Genomic DNA, 16,190 nt, shown 5'->3' with positions numbered 1-16,190 from the left:
TGCTTCTATTGCAACAGCCCTGAGGCGGACTAACTACGCGGAACTTGGAGGCTTAGATCACATCCTGGCTGCCAGGGAGGCCGAACTGCCGTTGCCTTTCTGGCAGAATACTTACCAACCTCCCCTAGGGGATTCCGGTGTGACCGCCGGTACTCCTGCCGATCCGTCATCCGGTACATAGACAGGACGAAGATGTTCGAACAGTCCAAAGAACAGCGCTCCGTGCGCCCAAAAACTGCCCGCAGGCTGAGGGCGGAAGACTGCATCGTCGTTGATAAGGGCGATCTGCGGAAGGCACAGGTAGGTGCCGGCGTCGGTAACTTCATCGAGTGGTATGACATCGGCGTCTACGGCTATCTCGCAGTAACCATGACCTCCGTCTTCACGGAGGGTATGGACGAGCGCATGGGGCTGCTTGTCACGCTGCTGGGTTTCGCGGTCTCGTTCATCGTCCGTCCCCTCGGCGGAATGATCCTCGGCCCGCTCGGCGACAGGATCGGCCGCCGCAAGGTGCTCTTTGCCACGATGGCCATCATGGCCGTCGCCACCACCGGAATCGGGCTGCTGCCCACTGCAGGCCAGGTGGGCCTGTGGGTCATCATTCCCCTCTACCTGCTGAAGATGCTCCAAGGGTTCTCCACCGGCGGCGAGTACTCCGGTGCCGCCACGTACATCGCCGAGTTCTCCCCGGACAAGGACCGGGGCATCATGACCTCGCTGTTGAACTCGGGATCAATGCTGGGCTTCGCGGCGGGCGCAAGCATGGTGGCGGTCACCACGGCCGTCACCACGTCCGTCTGGGGCAGTTCCGCCATGCTGGACGGCGGCTGGAGGATCCCGTTCCTGATCGCCCTGCCCCTGGGCATCGTGGCGATCGCCCTCCGTAGCCGCCTGCCCGAATCGCCGAGCTTCGAAGTGGCCCACGTGAAAGCCGGTACCCAGGACGTCGACCCCATTTTCGTCCGGCACAACCTGCCAAACATCATCAAGCACTACTGGCCGCAAATCCTTATCGGCTGTGCCCTGATTGCCGCCGACGGCAGCTCCGGCTACATGCTCACGAGCTACATGCCCACCTACCTGGAAACCCAGATCGGATCGGATGCCGTGCACACCGCCATCGCCGCGGTAGTCGTGCTGGTCCTCCTGGCCGCCATGATTCCGCTTGTGGCGCGTTTGTCCGACCGCATCGGCCGGCGCCCCATTTATGCCATGGCGACCATCGGCAACCTCGTTCTGCTGGTCCCGGCCTTCGCGCTGATGCAACTGGGGACGCTCTGGTCGATCTACCTGGCCATGTTCCTGGTCGCGCTGCCGTGCGCCTTTTTCCTGGCGCTGACCGCCGCGGTCATGTCCGAGCTGTTTCCCACCGCCTCGAGGTTCGGCTCAGTGGGCGTCACCCACAACCTCTCCATATCCATCTTCGGCGGCACCACGCCCCTGGTCAGCCAGATCCTGGTTGAGACTACGGGCAACCTGTACGCCCCGGCCTTCTATGTGATGTTCTTTTCCGCGGTGGCGCTGGTTGCCCTGCTGAAGATGCGCGAGACGGCAGCACGCCCCCTCCTGGGCTCGGTGCCCGTGGTTACCAGCCATAACGAGGCGGAAAAGCTGGCGGCGGACCAGGACAGCGATGAGCGGATCGACACCTCCACCATGATGCTGACCCCCGTTCCGGCACTGTCAGAGCCGGCCGCCGTTCGCTAGCGCATCAGGCGGCGATCCTGCCCTTGCTCCTGCGGTGCGGCCGGTGCTTTGCCCGAGTTGCGGCCGGCGTGCGGGCATCAATCAGCACCTGCTCGCCGTCCGCCACGGTGGCGTCCGCTTCAAGGTGGACACCGTGCTCGATCAGCACGCTGGATCCAATGCGTGAGTGGCTGCCAATGTGCACGCGGTTTCCGATGACCGTGCCGCGTCCGATGCGCACGCCATCGCCGATCACCGTCCGGTCGCCGATGGTCGCGTCACGGTCAATCCAGCTGCCGTGCCCGATCCGGCACCCGTGTCCGATCCGTGCGCCGTTCTCGACATAGGTCATGGAGCCGATGCGGGTGCTGTCGCCAACCGTGGCGCCTGGAGCCACCAGGCCGCCACCGTTGACGCGCCGGACGTAGCGGGTGACTTTGCCGGCGTCGTCCTCAACTGATTCAAACTTCGCGTTCATGAAATCCCTCAGTACCGTGCGGTAACTTACCGTACAGTCAGTTAACGGTCCGGAACCCAAACAGATTCCCGCGGGCCCTGTAAGCGCCTCGGCGACGGCGCTAATTGCCTGCCGCGTCCGCCTCTGCTTCCGTCAGCAGCAGCGCCGTGCCCTGGAATGCCGGCACTTCCAGGAAGAAGCTGCACAGATCATCCACCTGGCCGATGGCCTCGCCGCTGAACAGGTCCTGCACCGTGGAGCCGGGCACCAGGTGGCTCGACTGGATGCTGCCGGCCACGTCCTGGTCGGAGAAGTTGAGCACTGTGACCTCAAGCGCGCCGCTTCCCAGCCTGATGACCTGGACCAGCAGGCCGCGGTGGGACACATCGGGGACATCGACAAGTGTGCCCGTGGCGATGCCGTGCTCCTCCCGGACAGCCAGGACACGCTGGAGCCGCCGGGCGAACGAGTTGGAGTCCTGCAGCTGCTCCGGCAGCGCGCCGTACAGGCTGCGTGCCCGCGGCATGCCCGACGACGAAGACTTCGCGTCCGGGCTGGTGCCCATGATGTCGTGGGCGCCGCGGTTGATCCAGCGGGTATCGCCCTGCGCGGTCAGCTCGGCAACGCTCTCCCGGTCAAGGGCGGTGATCCCGGCAATGTCCCAGCCGGACAGCGCAAAGACGCCTGGCTGCAGGGCGTTGTACATCGCCAGCAGGATGTGGGCGTCCCGTACCTTTGCCTCCTGCTCCGGCGTGATCGCCTCCGGATCCCGGATCCCCAGCGCCGCCATGATGAAGCTCACCGTGGTGCAGGCGATGCCGTTGGTGGTGAACACCGCGTTGTACGGGCCGTTCTCCCCGGTCAGGCGCTCGCGCATGGTCTGCTGGACTTTCTCGGCCAGCTCGGCGCCCGTGAGCTCCTCGCCGGCAAGCTCGAACATCTCGTCCCGGTGGCCCGAGGCGAAGTGCATCAGCTCATAGGTGAGTTCGTCATGGTTCTGCAGCGCGTGGACCAGCGACGCCTGGTCAACGCCGATTTCCATGGACAGCCGGAGCGTCAGCCGCAGCAGCTCGGTATCTGCGGTGACCAGCGCGTAGTGGTACGCGGGCCTGGTGATGAAGTCGTAGGACAGGTCAGGGCCGGCTTCGGATGTTGCCTTGATGTCGTCGATGGTCAGGTTCAGCTCCTGGAAGGAGAACCCGCCCACCTTGCGGATCATGGAGCCAATGAGCTGGTTGGCGGCCTCGGACAGCGGGTGTCCCTCGGACCAGCCGGGCTGTTCCTCGGCGCTCTTTTCAACGCCCAGGAAGCCGTTGGCATCCAGCCGCAGCGCGCCGGTGCCCAAGTCAAGGAGCGAGTGCAGGGCATCGCCGACTACCAGGCGCATCCCGGCGAAGGTGGGGTCCAGCCAGTTGATGGACGGTTGGCCGGCTTTGAAGTAGTGCAGGTAGACCCAGCGGCGGGTCTTGCCCGTGGTGTCCACTACCGGCCGGGTGGCGCTCCAGTTGGTTTCCTTGACCCCGGGCTCGTAGAAGATCACCCGCTGCAGCCGGCCGATGATGTACCCGGCCTTCTGCAGTGCCTGCTCGGATTCCGGGCTGAGGTTAACCGAGTCCTGCCCGTCGGGGACGTCCGGCAGCAGGTGCCAGTCCTCCTCGGGGATGTCCACCATGTGGTAGATCCCGGGGTAGTCCCGGAAGTTCATTTCGGCGAGGCGGAAGTCCGCGCCCTTGCCGGTGTGGCCCGGCACGATGTCGTCAATGATGGTGCCGCCGTGGTCCGAGGCCACCTCGCACATCCGGCGGAATTCCTCCTCCGTCCCAAAGACGGGGTCGATGGCCATGCTGATGCGGTCGAAGTGGCCGTCCACGCTGGGCGTCTGGGTCCAGCCGCTGATGCCGCCGGCCAGCTTGACCGGCCCGGTGTGGATGGCCCGGATGCCGATCTCGCTGAAGGCGTCCCACATGCTCTTGTCGCCGAGGGCGCTGAGGAAGGATTCGCTGGGCCGCGTGATAAAGGACAGCGGATAGGCGGTGAACCACACCGGCGCACGCTCGACGGCGGCGCGCGGGTTCGGGTGCGCATAGGAGTTCTGCCACATGCTGGCCTGCCCGGAGAGCTGCCGGGCCAGGGTGTTGGCGTCGCCGAGCATGGCCTGGTTCCGCAGCCACTCCACGTAGGCGGCGTTGCGGCCGTCGAACTCGAAGGACGGCCGGGTGGCGAGGTACTGCCTCCGGCGGGCAATCGGCCTGAGCGCCTTGGGCCGGGCGGGGTAGAACTGTTCGTCGTAGGTGATTTCCGGCTCTACTGCCGGTTCGGCCTCGGCCGGAACTGCCTGTTCATCCTCGCCGGCAATGGTGTCCGATTCAAGAAAACCGTCGCTGGCACTGACTTCCCGCATAGATTCCTCCTACAGGTTGTTCCCGTGGTCCCTGGGCATCATTCCAGGTCACCCTGCTCCTGCCAACGTACCCCAGTGGACGTGGAGTATTCGCGCGTATGGAGCCGCCGGTGGCAAAAAAGACGCCGGTACACCAGGCCTGCGCCAGCTAGGAGACGAGGTTGGCGGCCGCCGTGTCCATGTGCTCGAGGATGGTTTTCCTGGCCAGGGCGGCGTCACCGGTGTCGATGGCGGCGACGATGTCCCGGTGCCGGTCCACGCTCATGTTGCTGACGCCCTTTTCCAGCCCGGCGAACATGATGGACATCCGGATGGAGCCCTCCAGGGACTCCCAAGAATGCAGGAGTGTCTCATTGCCGGTCAGCCGGCAGAGGGTGCGGTGGAACTCGAGGTCCGACTCGATCCGTTCCTCAAGCGTTCCGCCGGCGGCGGCCCCCATCGCGTCGATGGCCTGGTGCAGGGAGTCGGTGACCTGCTGCCGGTCAGGCAGTTCGCACAGGGTCCGGGCGGCGAGGGACTCCAGGGCGGCGCGGACCGCGTAAATGTCGCGGATTTCCTTTTCGTCCAGGTGACGGACGGAGAGCCGGCCGCGGAGGCCGGCGGACACCAGGCCTTCCTGCTCCAGCTGGCGGAGGGCTTCGCGGAGGGTGCCGCGGCTGATCTGCAGCATCTCGGACAGCTCGGTTTCCACCAGGTGCCGCCCGGGTTCCAGTTCACCGCTGGTGATGGCGGTCCTCAAAGCCGAGAGTGCCTGCTCGCGCAGGCTCTTCTTTTGCAGTCCCAGCAGCGGGGCGGTCAGTCCGGCCATGGCCTCTGTCCTCAATGTTGGAGGTTGACTGTTTACAGTCGGTAGTTTCGATAGTACGGCAGAAAGCACGGCTCCTGCCTGGACCAGAGCCGTGCTTTCTGCAATTGCAACTCAGCCGAGTTCGGCGAGTACCTTCGCAACGATGCGGTCGGTGGCCAGGCCGTAGCGGTCGTGCAGGGTGGGCAGCGCGCCGGCGTCGAGGAACTGGTCCGGCAGCGCTACGGGTACCACGCGCTTGCCGAGTCCTGCGGTGACGACGGCGGATGCAACCGTTTCAAAGAGGCCGCCCACCACGGAGTGGTTTTCCAGGGTGACGGCGAGCCGGTCGGTGTTGATTTCCTTGAGCACGGTTTCGGCGTCGAACGGCTTGATGGTGGGGGTGTGAACGACGGCGACGTCCACGTTGTGTGCCGCGAGGGCCTTAGCGGCCTGCAGGGCACGCATGGTCATCAGGCCGGAGGAAAGGAACACGACGTCGTTGCCGCCGCGCAGCACCTTGGCCTTGCCGAGTTCGAACGTGTAGTCGTACTCATCCAGGACGGTGGGCACGTTGCCGCGCAGCAGCCGCAGGTAGGTGGGGCCCTCGGAAGCTGCTAGCTGGGGCACCGCCTGCTCGATGTCCACGGAGTCGCAGGGGTCCACGATGGTCAGGTTGGGCATGCCTCGGAAGATCGCCATGTCCTCGGTGGCCTGGTGGCTTGGGCCGTACCCGGTGGTCAGGCCGGGCAGGCCGCCCACGATGTTGACGTTAAGGTTCGGTTCCGCGGCGTCCAGGCAAAGGAAGTCGTAGGCGCGGCGCGCGGCGAACACGGAGTAGGTGGATGCGAACGGTACCAGCCCGGTTTCGGCCAGGCCGGCGGCTGCACCGAAGAGCAGCTGCTCGGCCATGCCCATCTGGAAGAACCGCTCCGGGAAGGCCTTTGCGAAGATGTGCATGTCCGTGTATTTGCCCAGGTCCGCGGTGAGGCCAACGATCTTGTCGTTTTCCTGCGCGGCCTTGACCAGGGCGTGCCCGAACGGCGCGGATGCGGTCTTCTGGCCGGGATCGGCGAAGGACGCGATCATGGCCGAGGTCTTCAGCTTCGGCTTGGTGGCTGCTGTGGTGTTCGGGGCCTCGGTGGTGGTGCTCATCAGGCAGTCTTTCCTTCGTATCCGGCAGTGAGCTGCTCGCGGCAGGTCTGCCATTCGTTCTCTTCGATGCGCATGAAGTGCGCCTTCTCGCGGTTCTCGAGCAGCGGCACGCCGCGGCCCACCTTCGTGTCGCAGAGGATCACGGAAGGGCGTCCGACGGCGGCGGCCTGGGCGGCTGCGTTGTCGAAGGCGGCCAGGAGGGCGGCGACGTCGTTGCCGTCCACCCGCTGGGTGTACCAGCCGAAAGATTCCCACTTCTCGGTAACCGGTTCGGTGCGAAGGACGGTGTCCGTCTTGCCGTCGGCCTGCAGGGCGTTGATGTCCACCATCGCGGTGAGGTTGCCCAGCTGGTGATGGTGGGCGCCCATCGCCGCTTCCCAGGTGGAGCCCTCGTCCAGTTCGCCGTCGGAAAGGAAGTTGAACACGCGCGAACCGGAGCCCTGGTAGCGCAGTCCCAGGGCCATGCCGACGGCGATGGTCAGGCCGTGGCCCAGGGAACCGCCGGAGATTTCCATGCCGGGGGTGTAGGTGGACATGCCGGACATCGGCAGCCGGGAGTCGTCCGAGCCGTAGGTTTCGAGCTCCTCCACCGGGACAATCCCCGCCTCGGCGAGGGCGGCGTAGTGGCCGATGGCGTAGTGGCCGGTGGAGAGCAGGAACCGGTCCCGGGCCTCCCAGTGCGGATCTTCGGCGCGGAAGCGGAGCTGGTCGCCGTAGACGGTGGCGAGCATGTCCGCTGCGCCCAGGGCCTGACCAACATAGCCTTGGCCCTGCACCTCACCCATGTTCAGGGCGTGGTGCCGGATCCGGTACGCGGCTGCGCTGACCTTCGCGATCCGGTCCGGGGACACGCCGTCCTGCGTGGTGGGTTCCTCGACGGTCTGTGTTGGCATTGCTGACTCCGTTGTTGTTTCATGCGTGGCGGTCATTAGACGCTTACGGTGTTGGGCGTGCTTTTGGTGGCTTCATCGGCCAGCTGCCGCTCCCGCTTGCCCCACGTTTCCCGGGTGGCGACGGCGGCCCACAGGCCGATTGCCGCGTAGGTGCCGAACAGCAGTGCCGGGCCCATCCAGCCGAAGCTGACGAACAGCAGGGTGGTGACGAAGGGCGTGAACCCCGAGACCATGGCGGAGATCTGGTAGGCCAGGCTGGCGCCGGAGGCGCGGGTCTTGGCCTGGAAGAGCTCCGGGAACCAGGCACCCTGGGCACCGGCGAGGGAGTTCTGGCAGACGGCGTAGGAGATGGCGATCGTTGCGATGATGGCAATGAAGAGGCCGGTGTTGACCATCAGGAACATGGGCACTGCGAACAGGACGGCGAAGGCGCAGGACCAGACGTATACGGGGCGGCGCCCGATCTTGTCCGTTAGGCGGGCCCAGGCGGCCGTGGCGAAGATGCCGATGAAGGATGCGACGCAGAGGGCCACGAGGGTCTGGGTCTTGTCGGCCAGCTGCTCGGTGTGCAGGTAGGAAATCATGTACGTGATGGATACGGCGTAGCCGGCAGTTTCAGCGACACGGAGGCCAATGCCCTTCACGATGTTGCGCCAGTCGGTCTTGATGACCTCCACGATAGGTGACTTCACGATGTCGCCGCTGTCCTTGACCTCGTCGAAGACCGGGGACTCGGGCACCTTGGAGCGGATGACCAGGCCTACCACCACCAGCACGATGCTGGCCAGGAACGGAACGCGCCAGGCGAGCTCGCCGCCCAGGTTCACGCTGACGAGGAAGACCAGGTTGGCCAGCAGCAGGCCCACCGGGAAGCCGGCCTGGACGATGCCGGTGTACTTGCCCTTGGCCTTCCACGGTGCATGCTCGTAGCTCATCAGGATCGCGCCGCCCCATTCGGCTCCGAAGGCTAGGCCCTGGACGATGCGGACGAATACCAGCAGCGCCGGGGCCAGCAGGCCCACTTGGCTGTAAGTGGGCAGCAGGCCGATCAGGAAGGTGGCCACACCCATGAGGATCAGCGATGTGACCAGCACGGGCTTGCGGCCTACCTTGTCACCGAGGTGGCCGCCGATGATGCCGCCCAAGGGGCGGGCTGCGAAGCCGACGCCCAGCGTGGCGAAGGCGGCCAGCGTGCCGGTGACCGGGTCACCGGTGGGGAAGAAGGCAGTGCCGAAGTACAGCGCAGCGGCGGTGCCGAAACCAATGAAGTCATAGGTCTCAATGACGGCACCCACACCGGAGCCAATGGCAACGCGCTTGGCGTCCTTGGTTCCGTGAACCGGACCGCGCATGTTCAGAGCATCTTTGCTCATGGTGGTTCCCTTTCGGAGAGCGGCTGAAGGGGGAGACGCCGCTGTCGACGGTTAACAAATGATAGACCCCAGTGTGACTCGCGTCATGCTCAATGTCAACAGTTAACTTCAGAGGTTGACTGTTAACATTGAACCCGGTTACTGTGGTCGGCATCACTACTGCAAGAACCAAGGGATCAACGATGTTCCATTCCAGACTCGGCTGCTCATCCATCAGCTTTAGGCACCAGGAGCTCGCCACCGCGCTGCGCACCATGGGCGGACTGGGGTTCGAGGAGATCGACCTGGGCGCCCTGCCCGGGGTGTGCGACCACGTCCCCTATCAGCTGGACGCGGCCGCCGTCGAGGTGGTCTCGGCAACCGTCCAGGCGTCCGGCCTCCGGGTGCGTTCCGTGAACGGTGACATCGGGGACCTGAACGCCGTGCTCGACGGCGACGGGCGGGCAGCGCGGCAGCGGCACCTCGATGCCCTGCTCACCCTGGCGGCCAACACCGGTGCCAAGGCCCTCGTCCTGCCATGCGGCGCGCTGGACCACAACCCGGTGCGCAGCGTCGACGAGGACCTTGACCTCATTGCCGCCCAGCTCATCAGCGCCGGACAGCGGGCGGCGGAGTTCGGCGTCGAACTTTGGACCGAATCGCTGCACTTCCTCCGGTTCTGCTGGAACCTGGAGCGCGCCGGACTGCTGGCCGACCGGCTGGCGGGAACCGGCGTCGGAATCGTGATGGACTTCAGCCACATCACGGCCGCCGGCGAAGACATCCAGGCCTACCTGGACCGGCACCGCGGCCGTATCAGCCACGTCCACCTGCGCGACGCCGTCCCGGGAAACATCAACCTCAGCATCGGCAACGGCGTTGCCGACTTCGCCGGCGGCCTAAGGCGGCTCGCCGCGGACGGCTACACCGGCCACTACTCGCTCGAACTCGAGACGCGGGACGTCACGCACGACGAACGCCCGGCCGCAGCAGCGAAAGCGGCCAGCTTCATCACGGACCTTCTCTAAGACACAAACTCTCCCCACCAGCCACAAGGAGTACCACCATGAGCACCATCCAGCGCACCGCCGTCCTCACCGGGGCAACCTCGGACCGGGGCATCGGCCTCACCACCGCTCGCCGCTACGCCAGCCAGGGCTGGGCGGTGGTGATCCTGGACCTCGACGGCGAGAAGTCCGCCAAGGTCGCCGCCGAGATCGGCAACGAATTCAACGTTCCCGCCTTCGGCCACGAGATCGACGTCGCCAACGAAGCCTCCGTCACCGCCGCCCACGCAGCCGTCGCCACCGAAGTCGCCGCGGGCAATCTCCCCGTTGTGGGCGCCCTGGCCAACATCGCCGGCATCACCTCGCCCGTGCCGTTCCTGGAGACCACCCTCGAGCTGTGGCACAAGGTCATGGACGTCAATGCCACCGGCACCTACCTGGTCACCAAGGCCTTCCTGCCGGACATGATCGAGAACGGCTGGGGCCGCATCGTGAACATGTCCTCCGTCTCCGCCCAGCGCGGCGGCGGCGTCTTCGGCAAGGTTCCCTACTCCGCCGCAAAGGCCGCCATCCTCGGCTTCACCAAGGCCCTGGCGCGCGAACTGGGCACCACCGGCGTCACCGTCAACGCCATCACCCCGGGCGCCGTGGACACCAACATCCGCGTGGGCAGCACCGAGGAACAGGAAGCCGCCATCAACGCCGGCATCCCGCTGGGCCGAAACGCCACCACCGAAGAGGTTGCAGCCGTCATCACCTTCCTCTCCTCCGAGGACTCCGCCTACCTCACCGGCACCACCATCGACATCAACGGCGGAAGCCACATGCACTAACAGCCCTGCCAGCGAAACTTCCGGACGCCAGAGAGCCCACCATGACAAAGATCTTCAACGACCCCTCCGACTTCGCCGAGGAAGCCCTGGCCGGCTTCTGCGACGTGCATGCCGACTTGGTGCGCCAGGTCCCCGGCGGCGCCGTCCGCCGGTACCGGCCCGCCCAGCCCAAGGTGGCGGTGCTCGCGGGTGGCGGCTCCGGGCACTACCCGGCCTTCGCCGGGCTGGTCGGACCCGGCTTCGCTGACGGCGCCGTGGTGGGCAACATCTTCACCTCACCCTCGGCGCAGCAGGCCTACTCGGTGGCCAAGGCCGCCGAGTCCGGAGCCGGCGTCGTCTTCACCTACGGCAACTACGCCGGCGACGTGATGAACTTCGGCATGGCCAGCGAACGGCTGGCCGCCGAGGACATCGCCGTGGAGAACGTGCTGGTGACGGACGACATCGCCAGCGCCCCGCCGCCGGAAGCCGGAAAGCGCCGCGGCATCGCCGGTGACTTTCCCGTCTTCAAGGTGATGGGCGCCGCCGCCGAGCGTGGCGACCACCTGGCGGAGGTGGTTCGGCTCGGCCGCAAGGCCAACGGTCTGACCCGAACCATCGGCAGCGCCTTTGCCGGCTGCACCTTCCCGGGCGCCGAGTCGCCGCTGTTCACGTTGCCTGAAGGACAAATGGGCCTTGGCCTGGGCATCCACGGCGAGCCGGGCCTGCATGACACGGACCTGCCGTCCGCCAAGGAGTTGGGGCAGGAACTGGTGTCACGGGTCCTGGCCGAAACCCCGGCCGGCGCGGGGGAGCGGATTGCCGTCATCCTCAACGGGCTGGGCTCCACCAAGCATGAAGAGCTTTTTGTCCTTTGGGGCACGGTGGCACCGCTGCTGCGGGCGGCCGGGTACACGCTGGTGATGCCTGAGGTGGGAGAGCTGGTGACCAGCCTGGACATGGCCGGCGTTTCACTCACCGTCACCTGGCTGGACGACGAACTGGAACCGCTGTGGGTTGCCCCGGCCGAGACCCCGGCCTACCGCCGCGGAAACGCCGTCCGGGTTTCCGGTTTGGACGCCGCGGAAGAAGCGGCAGACGCCGGCGAGATCTCTGCGGCGTTCACCGCCACGGATGCCTCCCGCAGCTACGCCTCCCTGTGCGCTGCGGCAATTGAGGCCGCGCGCACGTCGCTGCACGAGGCAGAGGAGCGGCTGGGCCGCATGGACGCCATTGCCGGCGACGGCGACCACGGGCGGGGCATGGTGCGCGGCGTTGATGCCGCCGCCGAGGCTGCCTTCGCTGCGCTCGGCCACGGCGCCGGGGCCGGCGATGTGCTGGCTGCCGCCGGGGACGCCTGGGCTGACAAGGCCGGCGGCACGTCCGGCGTGCTGTGGGGCGCCGGACTGCGTGCGTTCGGCGAAACAGTAGGGAATTCGGCTGTTCCTTCGGCACGGGATCTCGCCGCCGGCGTGACCGCGTTCGCTGACCGGATTGTCCACCTGGGCAAGGCCGAGATGGGCGACAAGACCATGGTGGACGCGCTGCTTCCGTTTGCCGGCAGCCTTGCCCGCCTGATCGGCGAAGGCACGGATCCCGGTGCCGCCTGGCAGGAAGCTGCCCGTGACGCCGCCACTGCCGCCGCGGCAACGGCGGACCTGCTGCCGCTCAAGGGACGCGCCCGGCCACTCGCGGAAAAGAGCCTGGGCACGCCGGACCCGGGGGCAATATCGCTGGCCATGGTCTTCGGCGTGATGGGCCCGCATTTCACTGCCGTTCCGGCAGCACAGGAAACCGTTGGAGCAAAAGCATGAACAAGGAAGGAAACAGCATGGGACTGCGGGTCATCGTGGGTGCTGATGAGGCAGGGGTGGATTACAAGGACCGGGTCCTGGCAGACCTCCGGGTGGACCCGCGGATCAGGGAAGTCATCGATATCGGGGTAAACCTGTCCGACGCGCCGGACGCCTTCACCAAGCCGTACCCGTACGTGGGGATCACCGCCGGTGAAATGATCCGCGACGGCGCCGCCGACCGTGCCATCCTCTTCTGCGGCACCGGAATCGGCGTGGCCATCGCGGCCAACAAGGTGGAAGGTATCCGGGCAACGGCAGCACACGACTCGTTCTCTGTGGAACGCTCCATCCTGTCCAACGACTGCCAGGTCCTCACCATGGGCCAGCGGGTGGTCGGAATTGAGCTCGCGCGCCGGCTCGCCAAAGAGTGGATCGGCTACACCTTCGACCCGGCATCGTCATCCGCCGGCAAGGTCAGAGTCCTCACCGACTTCGAGGCCTGCTAGCCAGGCACCCGGACGGGAAGTGCGGCATGAAATGGATGCGCTGCCACGACTGGAACCGCCTGGCGGGGATTCCGGTGGAGATCCGGAAGGACTTCAGGCTGGTCCGGGCCGGGCTGGTGGATGACGTAATGCCTGATTCCTCGGCGCTATGGCTCGCCGCGGACGCCTTGGCGGGCAGGGCGCTGTTTGCGGCAGCTGAGGGTTACGAGGTGTGGATCAGTCCCCGGGAACTGGGCGGGAACCTGTGCTACAAGATGGCTGCCGTCTACCTGCCAGTGCCCCTGCCGCGTCCGTAGCCAGCACACATTGGGGGTGTGCTTGCCGCGGGTGCCTTCCTGGACTGGGGTGATGATCACAGTCACCGGAAGCGTGGAAACCAACCTGTCTGCCGAGAAGGCTTTTGCCTTCATGAAGGAGTTCGAAAACACCAGCAAGTGGGACCCCAATACTCCGGTGATGGACAAGCTGACGCCGGGACCGGTGGCTGTGGGCCACCGCTACCACGCGGAGTCCGAGTTCCGCGGAAAGCGGCAGACCCTGGAATACGAGGTCATCGAGCTGACGGACAACCACATCACGCTCCGCGGCGAGAACAAGAGCGTCACGGCCTTCGACTCCGTTGACGTGAGCCCGTCCGGTTCCGGCTCGATCGTCAAGTACACGGCCGAGTTCAGCATCAAGGGCCCGGCCAAGATCATCCAGCCGCTGCTCAAGCCTGCCTTCATGCAGCTCCGCGATCCGGCACTGAACGGGATCAGGGACACCCTCAACGCTCAGGCTGCCGGCTGACTTGGTTCGCGGCGAAGAACTGCCGGATCTCCTGGCGCGGATCCCGTGCGTGGCACGCGCCGAGTTTCCCGCCCATGGCCGGGCTGCGCCACGTGAAGAGATAGGCGAAATTCCGCCCCGTTGACGAGGAACTCCCGGGCAATGGGGGCCGAGTCCTCCGGGGTGCGGAACCGTTCGGCGGTGCCGCTCTGCAGGATGACACGGCGGAAGAGGCCTTCCGACGCCGGCATGCCCAGCCGTGTGCAGCCCAGCGCCCCTGGCCAGGAAACGGCGGGAACCGGGGGCGGAACCGCTCCCGTGTCTTCGCGTAAGGAACGCCAAGGAAGCGGGGGTTGCCGTGCCGTTTACCGCCAGGGTGGTGCCGCCTGCTGTGCCGCTGGGGCCGGTGGCGAGTTTCATGATTGACACGTTACGGCGTCCGCCCGGGTAGGGTGGAACGTACCGTCCGGCAGTGGGCGGCCATGATGCTGTGGCCTAACTGTGTCCGGAAGGGAGCCTTGCAATGAACAGCGACGTTTATGACTGCACCGTTTTCGCCGATGTTGCAGTGCGCCTGCAGGACCTGATGCTGGGAAACCAGCCTGTACCCCAAATGCTCGATAACCTGGCAGGGTATGCGGCACAGAGGCTTGGCGCGCCGGCCGTCGAACTTGCGTGCAACATCACCCTGGCCCGCCCCAAGAAGCCGGTGGCGAGGGCAGCCAGTAGTTCCCTGGCCCGGCTGATGAACCAGCTGGAAGGCGCTTACGCCGACAGCCCCGGTGCCACGGCGGCGCGGCTTTCCCAAACGGTGGTGGTTCCGGACCTGCGGCAGGAGGACCGCTGGCCGGAGTATGTCCTCGCCGGCCGGAGGCAGGGCGTCCTCTCTGTCGTCAGCATCCCGCTGCTCCTCGACGGTGACGACCATGGACTCCTCACCCTCTACTCCTCGCAGCCCGAGGAGCCGGGCTCTGGCAGCGCGGCATCTGCTGAGGCCTTTGTTGCCCAGGCCTCGAAGGGGCTGAGGCTTGCCTTGCGGATGGCAAGGCTCCAGGACACCAAGGACGGCCTGAGCGCGGCGATGCAGACACGGACGGTCATCGACCTCGCCACCGGAGCCATCATGGCGCAGAACCGCTGCGGCCAGGCGGCCGCGTTCAAGGTGCTGCGGGAGGCGTCAAACACCCGGAACATCAAGCTGCGGGAGATTGCCTCCGGCGTGATCTCGTCCGTGGCCGGAGGTGCGGACACCTTCACCTATTTCGATGAATAGGGATCCTGCGGCTTGGCATCCAACTGTTCCAGCGGCGAGTCGCTGAACGGCGCCCGCACCCCAAGGCCCGCACCGGCGCAGTGCTCGTTCACAGCCTGGGACAGTGCGTCCCGTTCCTTCTCCGGGAGCGCCGCTCCGCCTGCAGCGTAGTCCCGGATCGTCTGTTCCGAGGCCTCGCCGCCCAGGGCCACGTAGTCCAGCCACAGTTCGCCCAGGTCCAGGCTGTGCCTCTTGATCACAGCGCCGGTCAGGGCCTGCTGGTCCAGCTCATCCATCGTCCCTCCTGCACTTGCGATGGGTTTCCTGACAGGACTTCGTAGCGGGACGGGTTGGGGATGGCTGCAGGTTTGTGAATTTTTCTAACGCGTCATCCTGCCCCCGGAGCACGGGGCCGCCGCCGTCGTCATGGAGAATCTGTCCATGACCAATGACGCTCCACGCCCCGTCTACTTCCTCTCGGACAGCACGGGCATCACTGCGGAAACGCTCGGAAACACCCTGCTGACGCAGTTCCCGGGCAGCAACTTCGACCGCATCACCGTCCCCTTTATCACCACGGCCGAGCAGGCGAAGGCCGTGGTGACAACCATTGACAGCGTTGCCGACGCAGGCCTGCGGCCGCTCGTTTTCTCGACGGCGGTCAGCAGCGAGATCCGCTCCATCCTGGAGACGTGCAAAGCCGCGGTGGTGGACCTGATCGGAGCCCACGTCCCGCAACTGGAGGCTGCCCTCGGCACCCCGGCGAGCGGGGAACCCGGGCGCGCGCACGGACTGGGCAATGCAGCCCGCTACCAGTCGCGGATGGCCGCCGTCGAATACGCCATGGAACACGACGACGGGCAGAGCCTGCGTGCCCTCGAAAAGGCCCAGGTGATCCTGGTTGCCCCCTCCCGCTGCGGCAAGACCCCCACCACTATGTACCTGGCCCTGCAGCACGGTATCTTCGCCGCGAACTTTCCGCTGGTGGACGAGGACTTTGAACGGGAAGGCCTGCCCAAGCCGCTAAGGCCGTTTGTGTCGAAGTGTTTCGGCCTGTCTTCCAACCCGTTGCGCCTGAGCCAGATCCGCACCGAGCGGCGCAGTGGCTCGCCCTACGCTTCGCTGCGGCAGTGCGGCTATGAACTGCGCAGCGCCGAGCAACTGTACATGGCGCACAGGATTCCGTTCCTGAATTCGGCCACAGTATCGGTGGAGGAGATGGCGGCAACCATCCTGCAACGGATGAACCTCAAGCACTAGGAAGGGCCGCGCCTCCCGCCATGTGGTGCAAATCATATGGAAAGAGCCGCCAAGACCTGTC

The 16,190-nt window shown here is 66.1% G+C and carries 16 protein-coding genes; 9 read left to right on the top strand and 7 right to left on the bottom strand.

Annotated features, from left to right (window positions below):
* Positions 1-192 precede the first annotated feature (192 nt).
* Complete coding sequence (locus tag AC5RUO_RS15475) at positions 193-1,707, top strand: MFS transporter (protein WP_494103972.1); 1,515 nt, start codon at positions 193-195, stop codon at positions 1,705-1,707.
* Positions 1,708-1,711: 4 nt separating this feature from the next.
* Here AC5RUO_RS15475 and AC5RUO_RS15470 read toward each other — a convergent pair whose 3' ends face one another.
* The 6 genes from AC5RUO_RS15470 to AC5RUO_RS15445 form a co-directional block, all read right to left on the bottom strand.
* Positions 1,712-2,164, bottom strand: coding sequence for a DapH/DapD/GlmU-related protein (locus AC5RUO_RS15470; RefSeq protein ID WP_494011796.1), 453 nt, complete (start codon positions 2,162-2,164; stop codon positions 1,712-1,714).
* A gap of 100 nt (positions 2,165-2,264) precedes the next feature.
* Positions 2,265-4,544: a maltose alpha-D-glucosyltransferase gene (treS, locus tag AC5RUO_RS15465; protein ID WP_494011795.1), complete on the bottom strand. Its 2,280-nt coding sequence runs from the start codon at positions 4,542-4,544 to the stop codon at positions 2,265-2,267.
* Positions 4,545-4,692: 148 nt separating this feature from the next.
* On the bottom strand, positions 4,693-5,352 hold the full coding sequence (locus AC5RUO_RS15460) for a GntR family transcriptional regulator (RefSeq protein WP_494103971.1): 660 nt from the start codon (positions 5,350-5,352) through the stop codon (positions 4,693-4,695).
* A 111-nt stretch (positions 5,353-5,463) separates the two neighbouring features.
* On the bottom strand, positions 5,464-6,483 hold the full coding sequence (locus AC5RUO_RS15455) for a transketolase family protein (RefSeq protein WP_494103970.1): 1,020 nt from the start codon (positions 6,481-6,483) through the stop codon (positions 5,464-5,466).
* The gene (locus AC5RUO_RS15450; RefSeq protein WP_494103969.1) at positions 6,483-7,376 is read right to left on the bottom strand and encodes a transketolase; all 894 of its coding nucleotides are present in this window, start codon (positions 7,374-7,376) and stop codon (positions 6,483-6,485) included. Before AC5RUO_RS15450 ends, AC5RUO_RS15455 begins: the two co-directional genes overlap by 1 nt.
* 35 nt (positions 7,377-7,411) lie before the next feature.
* Positions 7,412-8,749, bottom strand: coding sequence for an MFS transporter (locus AC5RUO_RS15445; protein ID WP_494011791.1), 1,338 nt, complete (start codon positions 8,747-8,749; stop codon positions 7,412-7,414).
* 182 nt (positions 8,750-8,931) lie between these two features.
* On the opposite strand from AC5RUO_RS15445, the gene AC5RUO_RS15440 reads away from it, so the two are divergent.
* From AC5RUO_RS15440 to AC5RUO_RS15410, 7 genes are all read left to right on the top strand, one after another.
* On the top strand, positions 8,932-9,756 hold the full coding sequence (locus tag AC5RUO_RS15440; protein WP_494103968.1) for a sugar phosphate isomerase/epimerase family protein: 825 nt from the start codon (positions 8,932-8,934) through the stop codon (positions 9,754-9,756).
* Between the two features lie 38 nt (positions 9,757-9,794).
* The gene (locus AC5RUO_RS15435; protein WP_494011789.1) at positions 9,795-10,568 is read left to right on the top strand and encodes an SDR family NAD(P)-dependent oxidoreductase; all 774 of its coding nucleotides are present in this window, start codon (positions 9,795-9,797) and stop codon (positions 10,566-10,568) included.
* 41 nt (positions 10,569-10,609) lie between these two features.
* On the top strand, positions 10,610-12,361 hold the full coding sequence (locus AC5RUO_RS15430) for a dihydroxyacetone kinase family protein (RefSeq protein WP_494011788.1): 1,752 nt from the start codon (positions 10,610-10,612) through the stop codon (positions 12,359-12,361).
* Entirely contained in the window at positions 12,358-12,849 is a 492-nt protein-coding gene (locus AC5RUO_RS15425; RefSeq protein WP_494011787.1) for an RpiB/LacA/LacB family sugar-phosphate isomerase, read from the top strand. The genes AC5RUO_RS15430 and AC5RUO_RS15425 overlap by 4 nt, the downstream gene beginning before the upstream one ends.
* 26 nt (positions 12,850-12,875) lie before the next feature.
* Positions 12,876-13,145 carry a hypothetical protein gene (locus AC5RUO_RS15420; protein WP_494011786.1) on the top strand — a complete coding sequence of 90 codons (270 nt, stop codon included), beginning with the start codon at positions 12,876-12,878 and terminating at the stop codon, positions 13,143-13,145.
* 52 nt (positions 13,146-13,197) lie between these two features.
* On the top strand, positions 13,198-13,638 hold the full coding sequence (locus AC5RUO_RS15415; RefSeq protein ID WP_494103967.1) for an SRPBCC family protein: 441 nt from the start codon (positions 13,198-13,200) through the stop codon (positions 13,636-13,638).
* 502 nt (positions 13,639-14,140) lie between these two features.
* Entirely contained in the window at positions 14,141-14,890 is a 750-nt protein-coding gene (locus tag AC5RUO_RS15410; RefSeq protein ID WP_494011785.1) for a GAF and ANTAR domain-containing protein, read from the top strand.
* On the opposite strand, the gene AC5RUO_RS15405 is transcribed toward AC5RUO_RS15410, so the two are convergent.
* On the bottom strand, positions 14,875-15,165 hold the full coding sequence (locus AC5RUO_RS15405; RefSeq protein ID WP_494103966.1) for a hypothetical protein: 291 nt from the start codon (positions 15,163-15,165) through the stop codon (positions 14,875-14,877). The genes AC5RUO_RS15410 and AC5RUO_RS15405 overlap by 16 nt on opposite strands.
* A 145-nt stretch (positions 15,166-15,310) precedes the next feature.
* Between AC5RUO_RS15405 and AC5RUO_RS15400 the strand changes: the two genes are divergently transcribed.
* Positions 15,311-16,129 (top strand): pyruvate, water dikinase regulatory protein, encoded by an 819-nt coding sequence (locus tag AC5RUO_RS15400; protein WP_494011783.1) that lies wholly within the window; start codon positions 15,311-15,313, stop codon positions 16,127-16,129.
* Positions 16,130-16,190 lie beyond the last annotated feature (61 nt).

It is taken from the genome of Arthrobacter sp. Y3221087 (assembly GCF_059089905.1).
Note: the sequence above shows the minus strand (reverse complement) of the source record. Positions and strands in the feature narration are given on the sequence as shown.

Bases quoted from the DNA above. Each gene is read 5' to 3' on its own strand.
- AC5RUO_RS15410 (WP_494011785.1), top strand. From the start codon at position 14,141: ATGAACAGCGACGTTTATGACTGCACCGTTTTCGCCGATGTTGCAGTG.
- AC5RUO_RS15475 (WP_494103972.1), top strand. From the start codon at position 193: ATGTTCGAACAGTCCAAAGAACAGCGCTCCGTGCGCCCAAAAACTGCC.
- AC5RUO_RS15420 (WP_494011786.1), top strand. From the start codon at position 12,876: ATGAAATGGATGCGCTGCCACGACTGGAACCGCCTGGCGGGGATTCCG.
- AC5RUO_RS15435 (WP_494011789.1), top strand. From the start codon at position 9,795: ATGAGCACCATCCAGCGCACCGCCGTCCTCACCGGGGCAACCTCGGAC.
- AC5RUO_RS15445 (WP_494011791.1), bottom strand. From the start codon at position 8,749: ATGAGCAAAGATGCTCTGAACATGCGCGGTCCGGTTCACGGAACCAAG.
- AC5RUO_RS15440 (WP_494103968.1), top strand. From the start codon at position 8,932: ATGTTCCATTCCAGACTCGGCTGCTCATCCATCAGCTTTAGGCACCAG.
- AC5RUO_RS15425 (WP_494011787.1), top strand. From the start codon at position 12,358: ATGAACAAGGAAGGAAACAGCATGGGACTGCGGGTCATCGTGGGTGCT.
- AC5RUO_RS15460 (WP_494103971.1), bottom strand. From the start codon at position 5,352: ATGGCCGGACTGACCGCCCCGCTGCTGGGACTGCAAAAGAAGAGCCTG.
- AC5RUO_RS15450 (WP_494103969.1), bottom strand. From the start codon at position 7,376: ATGCCAACACAGACCGTCGAGGAACCCACCACGCAGGACGGCGTGTCC.
- AC5RUO_RS15405 (WP_494103966.1), bottom strand. From the start codon at position 15,165: ATGGATGAGCTGGACCAGCAGGCCCTGACCGGCGCTGTGATCAAGAGG.
- AC5RUO_RS15455 (WP_494103970.1), bottom strand. From the start codon at position 6,483: ATGAGCACCACCACCGAGGCCCCGAACACCACAGCAGCCACCAAGCCG.
- AC5RUO_RS15430 (WP_494011788.1), top strand. From the start codon at position 10,610: ATGACAAAGATCTTCAACGACCCCTCCGACTTCGCCGAGGAAGCCCTG.
- treS (WP_494011795.1), bottom strand. From the start codon at position 4,544: ATGCGGGAAGTCAGTGCCAGCGACGGTTTTCTTGAATCGGACACCATT.
- AC5RUO_RS15415 (WP_494103967.1), top strand. From the start codon at position 13,198: ATGATCACAGTCACCGGAAGCGTGGAAACCAACCTGTCTGCCGAGAAG.
- AC5RUO_RS15400 (WP_494011783.1), top strand. From the start codon at position 15,311: ATGACCAATGACGCTCCACGCCCCGTCTACTTCCTCTCGGACAGCACG.
- AC5RUO_RS15470 (WP_494011796.1), bottom strand. From the start codon at position 2,164: ATGAACGCGAAGTTTGAATCAGTTGAGGACGACGCCGGCAAAGTCACC.